At 64.2% G+C, this 13,463-nt stretch carries 15 protein-coding genes; 10 read left to right on the top strand and 5 right to left on the bottom strand.

Annotation, left to right across the window (positions count from 1 at the left end):
* Positions 1 to 26: 26 nt before the first annotated feature.
* Positions 27 to 527: a protein-tyrosine phosphatase family protein gene (locus BM083_RS05350; protein WP_089866748.1), complete on the bottom strand. Its 501-nt coding sequence runs from the start codon at positions 525 to 527 to the stop codon at positions 27 to 29.
* Between the two features lie 173 nt (positions 528 to 700).
* On the opposite strand from BM083_RS05350, the gene BM083_RS23940 reads away from it, so the two are divergent.
* Positions 701 to 829, top strand: a complete 129-nt coding sequence (locus tag BM083_RS23940) for a hypothetical protein (RefSeq protein ID WP_009375536.1) — start codon at positions 701 to 703, stop codon at positions 827 to 829.
* Between the two features lie 3 nt (positions 830 to 832).
* Here BM083_RS23940 and uppS read toward each other — a convergent pair whose 3' ends face one another.
* Complete coding sequence (uppS, locus tag BM083_RS05345) at positions 833 to 1,762, bottom strand: polyprenyl diphosphate synthase (RefSeq protein ID WP_089866744.1); 930 nt, start codon at positions 1,760 to 1,762, stop codon at positions 833 to 835.
* Positions 1,763 to 1,964: 202 nt separating this feature from the next.
* Between uppS and BM083_RS05340 the strand changes: the two genes are divergently transcribed.
* The 7 genes from BM083_RS05340 (at position 1,965) to BM083_RS05310 (ending at position 7,262) form a co-directional block, all read left to right on the top strand.
* A complete protein-coding gene (locus BM083_RS05340) occupies positions 1,965 to 2,363 on the top strand; it encodes a DUF5778 family protein (protein ID WP_009375540.1) in 399 nt (132 codons plus the stop codon).
* Between the two features lie 152 nt (positions 2,364 to 2,515).
* Positions 2,516 to 3,622, top strand: a complete 1,107-nt coding sequence (ahbB, locus tag BM083_RS05335; protein ID WP_089866740.1) for a siroheme decarboxylase subunit beta — start codon at positions 2,516 to 2,518, stop codon at positions 3,620 to 3,622.
* Position 3,623: 1 nt separating this feature from the next.
* Positions 3,624 to 4,295 carry a precorrin-2 dehydrogenase/sirohydrochlorin ferrochelatase family protein gene (locus BM083_RS05330; protein WP_089866737.1) on the top strand — a complete coding sequence of 224 codons (672 nt, stop codon included), beginning with the start codon at positions 3,624 to 3,626 and terminating at the stop codon, positions 4,293 to 4,295.
* On the top strand, positions 4,292 to 5,647 hold the full coding sequence (gene hemA / locus BM083_RS05325; RefSeq protein ID WP_089866733.1) for a glutamyl-tRNA reductase: 1,356 nt from the start codon (positions 4,292 to 4,294) through the stop codon (positions 5,645 to 5,647). Before BM083_RS05330 ends, hemA begins: the two co-directional genes overlap by 4 nt.
* A gap of 64 nt (positions 5,648 to 5,711) precedes the next feature.
* Positions 5,712 to 5,987: a 4a-hydroxytetrahydrobiopterin dehydratase gene (locus tag BM083_RS05320; RefSeq protein WP_089866730.1), complete on the top strand. Its 276-nt coding sequence runs from the start codon at positions 5,712 to 5,714 to the stop codon at positions 5,985 to 5,987.
* Between the two features lie 13 nt (positions 5,988 to 6,000).
* Complete coding sequence (lwrS, locus tag BM083_RS05315; RefSeq protein ID WP_089866726.1) at positions 6,001 to 6,378, top strand: LWR-salt protein; 378 nt, start codon at positions 6,001 to 6,003, stop codon at positions 6,376 to 6,378.
* Between the two features lie 239 nt (positions 6,379 to 6,617).
* The gene (locus tag BM083_RS05310) at positions 6,618 to 7,262 is read left to right on the top strand and encodes an HAD family hydrolase (RefSeq protein WP_089866722.1); all 645 of its coding nucleotides are present in this window, start codon (positions 6,618 to 6,620) and stop codon (positions 7,260 to 7,262) included.
* A gap of 36 nt (positions 7,263 to 7,298) precedes the next feature.
* Here the strand turns inward: BM083_RS05310 and BM083_RS05305 are convergent, their stop codons facing one another.
* From BM083_RS05305 to BM083_RS05295, 3 genes are all read right to left on the bottom strand, one after another.
* Complete coding sequence (locus BM083_RS05305; RefSeq protein ID WP_177197544.1) at positions 7,299 to 8,033, bottom strand: HalOD1 output domain-containing protein; 735 nt, start codon at positions 8,031 to 8,033, stop codon at positions 7,299 to 7,301.
* Between the two features lie 94 nt (positions 8,034 to 8,127).
* The gene (locus BM083_RS05300) at positions 8,128 to 10,017 is read right to left on the bottom strand and encodes a molybdopterin biosynthesis protein (protein ID WP_089866714.1); all 1,890 of its coding nucleotides are present in this window, start codon (positions 10,015 to 10,017) and stop codon (positions 8,128 to 8,130) included.
* The gene (locus tag BM083_RS05295; protein WP_089866710.1) at positions 10,014 to 11,237 is read right to left on the bottom strand and encodes a molybdopterin molybdotransferase MoeA; all 1,224 of its coding nucleotides are present in this window, start codon (positions 11,235 to 11,237) and stop codon (positions 10,014 to 10,016) included. Before BM083_RS05295 ends, BM083_RS05300 begins: the two co-directional genes overlap by 4 nt.
* 162 nt (positions 11,238 to 11,399) lie before the next feature.
* On the opposite strand from BM083_RS05295, the gene BM083_RS05290 reads away from it, so the two are divergent.
* Both BM083_RS05290 and BM083_RS05285 read left to right on the top strand, forming a co-directional pair.
* Positions 11,400 to 11,756, top strand: coding sequence for an Hsp20/alpha crystallin family protein (locus tag BM083_RS05290; protein ID WP_089866707.1), 357 nt, complete (start codon positions 11,400 to 11,402; stop codon positions 11,754 to 11,756).
* A gap of 7 nt (positions 11,757 to 11,763) precedes the next feature.
* Positions 11,764 to 13,437 carry an ABC1 kinase family protein gene (locus BM083_RS05285; RefSeq protein WP_089866704.1) on the top strand — a complete coding sequence of 558 codons (1,674 nt, stop codon included), beginning with the start codon at positions 11,764 to 11,766 and terminating at the stop codon, positions 13,435 to 13,437.
* Positions 13,438 to 13,463 lie beyond the last annotated feature (26 nt).

Raw genomic sequence — 13,463 nt, 5'->3', positions numbered from 1 at the left:
CGGTAGCGTGGACCCGACGACCACTATTACTCCGACCGCGCCGCGAGGTACGTCACGGCCAACTCGTGGAGTTTCGGATGTGGAACGGCCGCCGGTCGGGCCAGTTGGACGCGCGTCAGCGCGTCGTCGAACGCGCATCCCTCGTTGGCGGCGAGCGCCGTCGCGAGGACCGTGCTACTTCGTGAGATACCGGCTTTACAGTGGATCAAGAGTGACCCCTCGTGACGCTGGAGTCGACGGGCCGTGTCGACGGCGTCCGTGAACGCTCTCCAGTCGTTTCCGGGGCCGTCGGTCAGCGGTCGGTGGTGCGTCGTCAGTGGTTGCTCGTCCGACGAGACGGTGAGGACGACGGAAAACGAGCGGTCGTGCGCCGTCGGGTCTGCTGCGTGCTGATTGCCGAGGTAGAGTTCTCGATTACGGACTCGGCGGATGATCGGGACCGGTTCGACGTACCCCAGTGGCCGAAGGAACTGGACGGAGCCGTTCGGCTCAGCCTCTGGCGTCGAGTGCTTCGGGTCGTCGGTCATAGCTGTTTTTTCGAGGTTGTTGCTACTACAATACGTACTAAATAACCGACGGCGTGCGAGGTGACAACAGTCCGCAACGGTCGGAAACACTCGACCGCCTTTTTGTTGAGGTAACTCGTGTGAACGTAACGCAGACCTGGTCGGTGGCGACCGGGTCGAGAGGGTGACCACACATGCAATGTCAACAGTGCGGCCAAGTCGGTGACTGGATCGGAGAGTCGAGCGAGTGGACGGCAGTCGGACAGTCGGCGTCGCTGTTCGAGTGTGAGAGCTGTGGCAACACGCAGTACACGAACGGGTAGGCGTCAGTCCGCAGAGTCCGTATTCTGCCGCTCTAACTCCGCAGAGAGCTCTTCGGCCCCGCGGTTCGAGAGTTGGTCGCGGAGTCGCGCACCGACGGTGAGCGCCTCCTCCAGTTCGACGCTGGCGACGGCGCGGACGAGCGCGACGGCGCGTTCGGTTCGCGTCCGTTGCCACGACGCTTCTCGTGACTCGTAGGTTCGAATGCCGCGGAGGAAGTCGACCTTCGAGAACTCCGGCCAGTAGGGCGCACAGAAGTAGACGGCCGCCTCGTTGCCGTTGGCGTGCCACGGGAGGAAGTTCGACGTGCGCTCGTCGCCGCCGGTTCGGATGATGAGGTCGACGTCGCGGACGGGTTGGCGGTAGAGCCGTCGCTCTACTTCGGCGTCGTCGACGTCTTCGAGCGCCAACTCGCCGGACTGGACCGCAGTGACGACGTCGCGGGCGGCCCGGAGGAGTTCGTTCCGACCGCCGTAGGCGAGCGCGATGTTGAGTCGGAACCGTTCGTAGTGGCCGGTCTGCTCTTCGGCGTAGTCGATTGCGTCCGTCACTCGTTCGGGAAGGCGACCGATGTCTCCGATGGCGCGGACACAGACCTCGTTGGCGTGGACGCGTTCGGCGTCGGCGAACTCGTAGAGTTTGTCCTCGATGAGGTCGAACAGCGGTTCGAGTTCGTGTTCGGGGCGGTTGAAGTTCTCCGTGGAGAACGCATAGAGCGTGAGTTCTTCGATACCCAACTCTTCACACCAGTCGAGGACGTGTTCTGTCGTCTGGGCACCGGCACGGTGCCCGTCGGGGGCGTCGTCGCCGCGGTTGCGCGCGTAGCGACGGTTGCCGTCTTGGATGATGGCGACGTGCGTCGGGCCGTCGCCGATTTCGCGGTGGAGCAGTCGCTCGTAGGCGCGATTGACTCCCTGCTGGACCCACGTACGCATAGCTTATCTGTGGTTGTCGCCGCCGAACCGTATACATGTTGTGACCTTCCGAGGGGATGATACACCAGAGCACGTTTCCGCCCTAAACGTCGACGTGTCGGGACAAAACGAACGAAGCAGCGCCTTGCCCCACTACCAAACACGAGGCGACTGGCGACGAAGAACCGCCACCCGTATATCGGAGCGCCGAGGAGTGCGAGCCATGAGCGACGTTCTCGACGAGGACCTCTATCAGCGCACCCTCGCACTGCTCGAACCGGGCGACATCGAACTGGTCGGCGTCGTCGTCCACACCGACCTCAGCGGACAGGAGGATCTGGAGATGCACGAACTCACCGTCGAACTGAACGACATTATCGCCGAACACGCTGGCAAGGGCGAGACGTACATCTACGCGGGCAACGACAACACCGACTTCGCCTCCAACCAGTTCCACGGCCTCACCCTCGACGACGACGAGTTCGTCTGGGAGTGCCAGCAACTCCTCCGTGAGGGCACCTTCGACCTCGTGTTCTACTACGAAGCTATCGCCGACCAAGACGCCATCGTCGCCGGTATCGAAGCGGCGGAGCACGTCGAACACGTGACGCCCGTTCCGTAGACGCAGACCCCACACTGGGCTATTCTTCGAGACGAGAGTGGCAGAACGCGACAGAGTGCACAGACCAGCGACGACGACCAGCGACTGTGACGACGTTGGTGTGTCCCGCCGTATCCCGCGCCGCTTATGCTTCGGCAGTCCCGAGGTGGGGTATGAAACAGGTGGACGCGGACCTCTCTTCACTCGACCGTGCCATCATCAACGCCTTCCAGGGTGGCTTCCCCGTCGTCGAACGTCCCTTCGAACCGGCCGCGGCGGCCCTCCGCGAACGCGGCGTCGACGTGACCGGGTCGGAACTCTGCGACCGCATCCGTGAACTCGACGACGAAGGCGTCCTCACCCGGTTCGGCGCACTCGTCAACGCACAGGAGATAGGCGGCAACGCGACGCTCGTCGCCATGCACGCTCCTCCCGAGCGGTTCGACGAAGTGAACGAACTGGTCAACAGTCACCTCGAAGTCGCGCACAACTACGAGCGCGAACATCCCCACCTCAACATGTGGTTCGTCGTCAGCGTCGCCGACGCGGACCGCATCGAGGAGGTACTGGCCGAAATCGAAGAGGAGACCGGCCAACCGACGTACAACTTGCCGAAGATACGGGAGTTCCGCGTCGAGGCGAAGTTCCTCGTCGACGGTCCCATCCCCGAGGGAGATATCGACCTCTCGGGTCTCGGTCCCGACGTCGAAGCGAGCGACCGGACGACGCTGACACCCGAGGAGCGCGACCTGATTTTGGAGATTCAAGGAGGATTGCCCATCACCGAGACGCCGTACGCCGACGTCGCGGAGGCACTCGGTGCAGACGTCGACTGGGTGATTCGGACCATCAAGCGGTTCAATCTGGAGGGGAAGGTCCGGCGCGTCGGCGTCATCCCGAACCACTACGCGCTTGGCTACACCGAGAACGGGATGACCGTCTGGAACGTCCCCGACGAACTCGTCCCCGAAGTCGGTCCCGAAATCGCCTCGCTCGGATTCGTCACCCACTGCTACCAGCGGCCGCGTCACGAGGGCGTGTGGCCCTACAACTTCTTCGCGATGACCCACGGCCGAAGCGAAGCGGAGAGTCAACAGCGGATTCAGGAAGTCCGCGCGAAGATGAGCGAGTTCTGGGACGTCGAGGAGGACGACTGGGACTCGCTGTTCTCGACGCGCATCCTGAAGAAGACGGGCATCAGACTCGCCGACCGAGCAGACGCGAACACGGCCGAGACAGCCGAAACGGCCACTACGACCGACGCGGCCGACACGGAGTGAGATGGTTCCGCTCTTTCACGATTTCAGCGGTGAGACGGTCCTCGTCTTCGGCGGCGGCCGCGTCGGCGCGCGCAAGGCCCGGCGGTTCGCCCGCGAGACCCGAACGGTCGTCGTCAGCCCCGCGTTCGGCGAGTACGGGTTCGGTGACAGCGAGTTGGTCAGAGCGGCCCCGAGTGCCGACGACGTCGACGACTGGGTCGAGCGGTTCGACCCGGTGCTCGTCGTCGCTGCGACGAGTCAGGAGACAGTCAACGAGGCGGTCGAAGTGGCGGCACGCGACCACGGTGCACTCGTCAACCGCGCCGACCACAGCGGCGGCCGCGACGCCGGGAGCGTCGTCGTCCCGGCGACGGTGGAGGACAGTCCCGTGACCGTCGCCATCTCGACCGGTGGCACCAGCCCCGCGCTCTCGAAGTATCTCAGAGAGCGTATCGAGACCGAACTCGACGGTGCAGGAGCGATGGCGGCGTTGACTGCGGAGCTCCGAACGGAGTTGAAGACGCGCGACCTCTCGCCGTCGAAGCGGCGAGACGCGGTCCGAGCAGTCGTCCGCTCCTCGCCCGTTTGGAAGGCTTTACGTACGGGCGATTCCAATGCCCGCGAAGAGGCAGCGCGAGTGATCGGAAACGAGTTCGGAATCGACGTCGACGACACACGAGGTGACTCTCGATGAGGTACGGCGGGGTCATCACAGGTGTGAGTGTTTCACATACGAACGCGACGGTCGACGAGATCGAGACCGCGTGTCGTGACGACGAACGGTCGTTCGTCGAGACCCTCCTCGCTCGCGAGGGTGTCGACGAGGCGTACGTCATCCAGACCTGTAACCGCGCGGAGGCCTACGTCGTGACGGCGAAGGCGGCGCGCGGTCGACAGGTGCTCGCGGAGTTCGCACCGGACGTCCGCGACGGCGCAATCGTCGAGATGGACCACGAGGAGAGCATCCGGCATCTCATGCGGGTCGCCGCCGGACTCGAATCGCTCGTCGTCGGCGAAGACCAGATTCTCGGGCAGTTGAAGACGGCGATGGCGGAAGCCAGAGCGGTCGGCGGCATCGGCGAGATGCTCGACGACACGCTCACGAAGGCGCTCCACGTCGGCGAGCGTGCACGGACCGAGACCGAAATCAACGAAGGTGTCGTCTCGCTCGGCAGTGCCGCAGTCAAACTCGCCGGAAAGACCCTCGACTTGGAGGGCAAGACGGCGCTCGTCGTCGGCGCAGGAGAGATGGGAACGCTCGCGGCCCGTGCTCTCGACGGGACGGCCGTCGAGACGATTCTCGTCGCCAACCGGACGGTCCCGCACGCCGAGCACATCGCATCGGAGATTTCGACGGACGCGAGCGCCGTCGCACTCGATGCGATTCCGGCCGCCGCGACGGAGGCAGACATCGTCATCACGGCGACGGGAAGCCCGGCCTACGTGTTAGACGTCTCGTCGCTCGCAGACGCCGGCGAGACACTCGTCATCGACTTGGCCCAACCGCGCGACGTCGACCCGGCCGTCGACGACGTCACGGGCGTCACCTTCCACGATATCGACGCACTCGAAGCCGTCACTGAAGCGACTCGCGAACGCAGGCAGGCAGCAGCGGAGAACGTACACCAGATGATAGACGACGAGTTCGAGCGCCTGCTCGACGCGTACAAGCGAAAGCGGGCCGACGACGCCATCAGCGCGATGTACGAGAGCGCCGAAACCGTCAAATCGCGGGAACTCGACACGGCACTCTCGAAGTTAGAAGCACAGGACGGACTCACCGACGAGCAGCGAGAGACGGTGACGGCGATGGCCGACGCACTCGTCGGTCAACTGCTCTCGGCACCGACGAAGAGTCTGCGGGACGCCGCCGCCGAGGACGACTGGACGACCATCCAGACGGCGATGCAGCTTTTCAACCCCCAGTTCGGCGGCGAACTGCCGGACCTTCCCGAGGCGACGACGCCGAGAGAGGGCGCACCGGACGAGATTCCCGACGACGCCGACGTGCCGGAGACGGTGCTCGACCGACTCTCCAACGACTGAAACCCGTTTGCACTGGCTGACGAGAGCCAAAACGTTATCCGCCCACCGAGAGAATCGAGTTGGTATGGCGGAACAACTCGACGACGAGCAGATTCAACAGCAGTTACCCGAGGGGTGGGAGCGTGACGGCGACGAGATTACCCGAACGTACGAGTTCGACGACTACTTGAAAGGCGTCTCGTTCGTCACCGACATCGGTGAAGTCGCCGAGGAAGAGTTCCATCATCCGGAGATAATCGTCGGCTACCAAGAAGTCGAAGTCCGTCTGACGACGCACGACGCCGGCGGCATCACGGACAAGGACATGCGTCTCGCGGACCTGTTCAACGACGAGTACTGACCGCGAGGACGTGATGAACGCTGCCTACGTCTTTCGCGTTCGGTTCCGACTCGACGCGACCGGTGTTCGTCTCGACCCACGAGAGTTCGAGACGGTCCTTCGCGTTCCGGCAGTCGCCCCCGACAGCGACGACGACCCGGACGGCTGGCTGTTCTTCCGCGACAACCTCTGGCACGGAGCAGTGAGCGACGAGCGACATCTCCGAGAACTCGTAGGAAATCGTCTCGACGTCGACGTCACGAGCGTCGCGTTCGCCGAGTTGGAGACGGACACGGCGTCGTTGACGGCGCTCCGCGAAGCAATCGGTGCTGACCTCGACGAGTTCAACGCAACCAACGTCGACGAGGTGCTCCACAAGTATCTCGGGAGTTCGATTCGCGTCACCGACTGAACGAATAGAGAGAACGAGGTGAGGGCCGAAGCGGCCGGAGTGCCTGACAGATATGTGCAGACAGTAGAGTGGTATAGTCCTTTTGTTACCACATTTGAATAGTTAAATATCTTAAATTACCTCGTGAAAATACACAGCAGTGGCACGTTCGGTCGATTCGACCGAACATCCGACGCCGAGGAGACCACCGTCGACGCGCCGGAAAACACATACCCGACCGTCACTTACTCTCTCTTCTCATGGCCGTCGACAGCTACGACTTCTGGCTCTTCGACCTCGACGGGACGCTCGTCGACGCCGAGTGGTCGTACACGCGTGACGTGTTCGACCGCGTCGGAGACCGTCTCGGCCGACCCTTCTCCGACCGCGAGGCCGAAGTGCTCTGGCACGGCCTCGGCGGTGCGCGGGACGACCAACTCCGAGAGTGGAACATTCCACCGACGGAGTTCTGGCCCGTCTTCCACGCCGAAGAAGACCCGCAACTCCGCGCCGAGGCGACGTATCTCCACGACGACGCCGCCGAGTTGATTCGCTCGCTGCACGCCCGAGACCGACCGGTTGGACTCGTCACACACTGCCAAGCGTTTCTCACGGGGCCAGTGTTAGAGCATCTCGACATCCGCGACTGGTTCGACACGGTCGTCTGTTGTACCGAGGAACTCGGGTGGAAACCGGACCCTGCGCCCGTTCGCCACGCGATACGCGAACTCGGTGTCGAGGGCGAGGGGACGGGTGTCCTCGCGGGCGACGGGGCGAACGACGTCGGTGCCGCGTGGAACGCCGGACTCGATAGTATCCACGTCGAACGACACGACCCGGCCTTTCGTGGCCAGTGTGTTCTCGGCGACTACCGAATCACCACGTTCCGTGACCTCGGCCAATGAACGGTGCGAAGCGAACCGAAAAGCGAGACCGAGCGCTTATTGGAGCGACCGAATCGCGATGTCACCGTCACTGGTCACCGCGAGTTCGTGGCCTTTGTACGGGAACCGGACCTGCACACCCTCGCGTTCGGTGCCCGACACGGACGGACTGAGGAGTTCTTCGAGCGCGTCGGCGTCGATTGCTTCGAACAGCGGTGCGAACTCTGCGGGGTCCTCACCGGTGTACTCCTCGATAGCTTCGAGAACGGTCGTTCCGAGTTCTTCGCTCGACGTCCACTCGTGGTGTGCGACGAGTTCCCACTCTTCGTCGAGCGTCGTCGGTGAGAGGGCGAACGACATCGCAGCGTCCGACGACGCGTCGGCGTGGTCGGTGGCGATGTTGTGAAACGAGTCAGCCTTCACTGCGACGAACTCCTCGGCACGACTCTTGACGACCTCTATCTCCTCGATACCCGCCTTCTGGACGTATTCGGTCACGTTGGCGGAGAGAGCGTCGTTCGAGACGAGGTCCCACTCTTTGCCCGTAAAGAGAATAATCGGGACGTCGACGGCGACGTCGCGCGCGGCGGAGATGAATGGCTTCCCCTCTCTGGAGACGACAAAGTCACTGATGATACAATCGACCTCGTGCGTTTCGAGCAAGCGGAGGCCGTCTTCGGCGGTTGGTGCGGTCAACGTCTCGAACGTCGCTGCCCGGTCGAACAGTCGCTCGGAGAGCTCCAAGAACTCTGGGTCGTCGTCAACGTGTAGGACGGTGCGCTGCACAGACATATTCAACATATGGACGTCGTGATGCTTAAATTACTCGTGAAAATGACTATCAAACAATATGTTCTTTCTAGCACGAACGTGCTTACTGACGGACTTATGCCGACTCGAACCCGTCGAGTGACGTTATCAGGTCGTCATTCGCCGTCAGTACGGCCTCGAGCGCTTGGACACCCTGCTTGTCGGTACGGTCCGGGTTCGCGCGCACGACGACCGACTGAGTACCGAGCGGAACGAACCCGAGGCCGAGTTCGCTCGCCGTCGCGCGCAGGCCGAGTCCGACGTCTGCACGGCCCGCACGGACCTTCCGCGCCGGACTCTCGTGGGCCTTCACTGTGAGGTCGAACCCGTCGATGGCCTCGACGAGACGGTGTCGCTCGACGCCTCGCTCGTCGGCCAACTCGTCCAGCGCGTCCTCGAAACTCGTCCGAAGCCCGGAGTTGCGGTCACGGTTGACGAACCGTAACTCGCCGTCGACGAGGTCTGTGAGTCCCGAGACGCCCGCCGGGTTGTCCGCGGGGACGACGAGTCCCCACTCCCGGGTCCACCCACCGAGGTCGACGCTCTCGATGTCCCGTTCGGCAGGACCGGCGACGACGGCGACGTCCGGCAGGCCGTCGCGGAGACGACGCAGGCCCTCTCTACTCCCGACCGGGAGATATCGGGGGTTGTCGAGGCGGTCCAGCAGTCGAGAGAGCGCCGGGTCGTCCTCGCCGACGCCGAGTATGGACGGGGGTCGGACGTCCGGCGAGAACAGTCGGACGGTCACGTCCTCGCCCTCGGCGAGATAGCTCGTGTCGGGTGAGACTTCGACGATACCGTCGGCTTCGACGAGACTCGTCGTCGCACCACTGCCCTTGTCGACGGGGTAGACGAGCGTGTCGCCCTCCTCGTCTTCGAGAAGGCCGACCGGCATCAGTCGCATCCGGCCCTCGGCGTATCGCTCTCGAACGGCCATCTTTCCATCTACTGTCGCCGTCTGCGGTTCGGGAACGCCCGCCGCCCGCCGAATCGCGGGCGCGACGAACGTCTGGAAGATGGTCAGTGCAGAGACGGGGTAGCCGGGAAGGCCGACGTAGGCACCCCCGCCGAGCGACCCGACGAGCATCGGTTTGCCGGGTTTGACGGCGACGCCGTGCAAGAGGAGTTCACCGCGGTCCTCGATGACACGGTAGATGACGTCGACGGCGCTGGCGGAAGTCGACCCAGAGGAGAGCACGAGGTCACACTCGTCGGCGGCATCGAGGAGAATGCGCTCCATCTCCTCGTAGTCGTCGCCAGCGTGGGGGTAGAGTTTCGCCTCGCCACCCGCCTCTTCGACACCCGCGGCGATGGTGTAGCTGTTGACGTCGTAAATCTGCCCCGCGTCACTGTTCAGGTCGTCGCCGGGGCGGACGAGTTCGTCGCCCGTCGAGACGATTCCAACCGTCGGTTTCCCGCGAACTGGGACCTCGTCGACGCCGAGTGCCGACAGCAGGCCGATTTCGCGCGGCGTGATGCGCGTGCCGGGCCCAAGCGCCCGCGCTCCGGCGGCGACGTCGGCACCGGCGAGCATCACGTGGTCGCCCGGTGCGACGGCCGTCCGAAACAGAACTGCTCCATCATCCGTCTCGTCCGTCCGCTCGACCATCACGACGGCGTCCGCTCCCGGCGGCATCACCGCCCCAGTCGAGATTTCGGCGCAGGTTCCCTCCGTGACTTCGACGTCCGGTTCCACTCCGGCGTGGACCGCTCCGGCGAGTTCGAGGGTGACCGGGTCCGCTTCGTCGGCCCCGAACGTGTCTTTCGCGCGGACGGCGTACCCGTCCATGCTCGCCCGGTCGAACCCCGGAACGTCGAGTTCGGCGTCGAGTCGCTCCGCGAGGACGCGACCACGGGCCTCGTCGAGCGAAACGGTCTCGGGGGCGGGAGAGAGGTCCAGCGAGGCGATGGCGGCGTGTGCCTCCTCGGGTTCGGCGAGGTCACGGAACTCCTTGCGACTGCTCATGCCGACCACTCCCAGTTCTCGACGGCGACAGTCTCTCCTTCGGCGATTCCCTCCCGACCCTCGGGAACGACGACCCATCCGTCGGCGAGTGCGACACTGGAGAGCACGCCCGATCCGCTGGCGCGGGTAGGTGTCGCCCTGCGCTCGCCGTCTTCGTCCGTCTCGATGCGCACCCGGACGAACGTTCGCGTCCCGGGTTCGCTGGTAATCTTCCGCGTCAGCGTCGCGTCGGTGGTCGGGTGCGGTTCCTCGGGGAGGTTTCCGATTCGCTTCAGCACGGGGCGGAGGAACTGTACCGCGTTGATGATGCAGGCGACGGGATAGCCCGGGAGCATCAACACGGGTGTCTCCTCGACGACACCGAGTGCGACGGGGTGACCGGGTTTCAGCGCGACGCCGTGGACCAGCACCTCGCCGAGTTCGTCGACGACTTCGGGCGTGTAGTCGCGTTCACCCACGGAGGACCCGCCGGTGAGGACGACGACGTCCTTCGTCAGGTCGCGTTGGATGGCCGCACGAAGTGCCTCGGGGTCGTCGGTGACGACGTCTCGGTAGGTCGGAACGCCACCCCACCGCGAGGCGAACTTCGAGACGGTCAGCCCGTTCGTCTCGATGACCTCTCCGGGTCGGGGGTCCGACTGGACGAGTTCCTCGCCGGTCGGAATCACGCCCACGGTCGGATAGTCGAAGACGGTGACCTCCGTGACACCCACGGACTTCAGTAGACCGAGGTCGGAGGGCCGAAGTCGGTGACCCGGTTCGTATAGCGCCTCTCCTTCGGCGACGTCCTCGCCGATGGGACCGACGTTCTCACCTTCGGCGACGCCGTCGAACACTTCCACGTCGTCGCCGACGGTCTCGGTCTGCTCGACCATGACGACGGCGTCGGCACCCTCGGGGAGTTCGCTTCCTGTGTGGACGCGGACAGCCTCGCCGGGGACGACGGCGTCGGCACCCTCGTGGAGGACGTTCGGCGAGCGGTCCGACGCGCCGAAGGTGTCCTCGGCGCGCACGGCGAACCCGTCCATCGCGGCGCGGTCGTAGCCGGGAACCGGGTTCGGCGCGGTCAGCGTCTCGGCAACCGTGCGACCGTCCGCTCGGTCGAGGGGAATGCGGTCGGTTCGGTCGTGTGGTGTCACCGCCTCCAGTATCGTCTCGCGGGCGGCGGCGACGCGGGTCTGTTCTTTGAACCCTGCGCGTCGCAAGTCGTCGTGGGGCATACGCGGGAGTTGCGCCCCGAGCGTGAAAGCGTCTGTCCTCCCGGCACCGGCGGCGGAGACACGTCGGGACGACGAGAGAGGCATCATGTGCTATTGCGACACACACCGGAAATCGCCTCACCGACCGCGGGCTTTTTCGACCCCCGGGCCTAAGAATCGTCCATGTCAGCATTGCGTGACGCGCTGCGTGAACTCCCGGAGGCCGTCTTCGCGGACCTGTTGGAGAGTGACGACGCGTACCTCATCGTTCTCGACCTCCCCGGTGTCTCGGGTGAGACCGCTGACATCAGCATCGAGAACAACAAACTCGTCATCGAAGCGCGTCGTGAGAAAGCACTCCCCCCGGAGTTCCGCTACGTGCGCGAGGACCGCTCGCTGTTCCTCGACGCCGAGATTCCCCTCCCGCCGGACGCGACCGGTGCCGGTGCCGACGCCGACATGGAACGCGGCGTGCTCGAAATCCGACTACCGAAACGCGAGGCCGCCCCCGGGCAGACCATCGAGATAGAGGACGCGTAAGCCCGGAGTGGTTACCCTGGTAAATCTCCGCGCCTACTGGCGATTTCTACTCGTCTTCTATCAGTTCTCCCCGCTCATCGTCGCGTACACACGGGACCGAAAGCGGTTCGTTCTGTTCGGCCGCTCACGAAGCGTCGACGCCGAGACGAGAGTTCGCCGTGCAGAGGTACTGCTCGATTCGCTTCTGACCCTCGGACCGACGTTCATCAAACTCGGCCAACTGCTGTCGACACGTCCCGACATCCTGCCGCCGGAGTACGTCGACGTCCTGTCGAGTCTCCAAGACGAGGTGCCACCCGCCGAGTGGGCCGATGCACAACAGGTGCTCCACGAGGACCTCGGCCCCGTCGACGAGGTGTTCACCGACTTCGACACCGAGGCCATCAGCGGCGCGAGTCTCGGACAGGTGTATCTCGCCGAGTACGACGGCGAGAAAGTGGCCGTCAAGGTTCGTCGCCCCGGAATCGAGGAACTCGTCGAGGCCGACCTTCGCGTCATTCGGTGGTCGCTTCCGCTCGTCCAGCGGTTCATCGGACAGGGTCGGGCGTTCTCTCTGGAGAACCTCGCCGACGAGTTCGCGAAGACCATCCGCCAAGAGATGGACTACAACCGCGAGGCCGAGATGCTGAAAGAGATTCAGTCGAACTTCGAAGGCAACCGCGATATCCGGATTCCGACCGTCGCCGACGACGTCTCGGGGCCACGCGTGCTCACGATGGAGTACCTGCCCGGCGTGAAGATATCCGACATTCAGACGCTCGACGAGATGGGTATCGACCGAACCGAACTCGCCGAACGCCTCCAGCGCATCTACCTCCAGATGATCATCGACGACGGCGTCTTCCACGCCGACCCGCATCCCGGCAATCTGGCCGTCGACGACGACGGCGCGGTCATCTTCTACGACTTCGGGATGAGCGGCCGCGTCGACTCGTTCATCCAGAACAAGATCGTCGAGTTCTACATCGCCGTCGCCAACCAGGACATCGACGCCATCTTGGACACGCTCATCGAGATGGGAACGCTCTCGCCCGACGCCGACCGACAGGTGATGTCCGACGTGATGGAACTCGCCATCGCCGACGCTCGCGGCGAGGACATCGAACAGTATCGCGTCAACCAGATCATCGAGCAAGTCGAGTCGACGATTTACGAGTTCCCGCTGCGGCTCCCTCGGAACCTCGCACTCGTCCTCCGCGTCGCCACCGTCGTCGAAGGCGTCTGTGTCACCCTCGACGAGAACTTCGACTTCATCTCTGTCGCGACGGAGTACTTGACACAAGAAGGGTACAGAGAAGAGACCATCAAACAGGTCGCCGGCAACGTCTCGGACCAACTCCAGTCGACCTCTCGCTCACTCGTTCGCGTCCCCCCGAAACTCGAACGCGTCCTCGACCGGGTCGAGCGCGAGAATCTGACGCTCAACGTCCGCGTCGACGACAAGAACGGCGTCTTCGACAAACTGGCCAAACGGCTCGCCTTCGCCATCTTCATCGCCGTCGGCGTCCTGTCGTCGGCCATCCTCTACGCCTTCGGCGGGTCGTGGGAACCGGCGGCCGTGGTCGCCGCACTGACGCTCCCTATCGGCTTCCTGCTCTATCGGTCGTTCCGTTCGAAGAAAGGACTGCGTGCCAGCCCGCAGTTCACGCGGCAGAACCTCAAACAGCGCCGCAACGAGTAGTCGGCTGGTCCACTCGACTCGGCCGG

The sequence above is a fragment of the Halogranum rubrum genome, from assembly GCF_900114455.1.
Lineage (GTDB): Archaea > Halobacteriota > Halobacteria > Halobacteriales > Haloferacaceae > Halogranum > Halogranum rubrum.
This window is presented reverse-complemented; position numbering and strand designations above follow the sequence as displayed.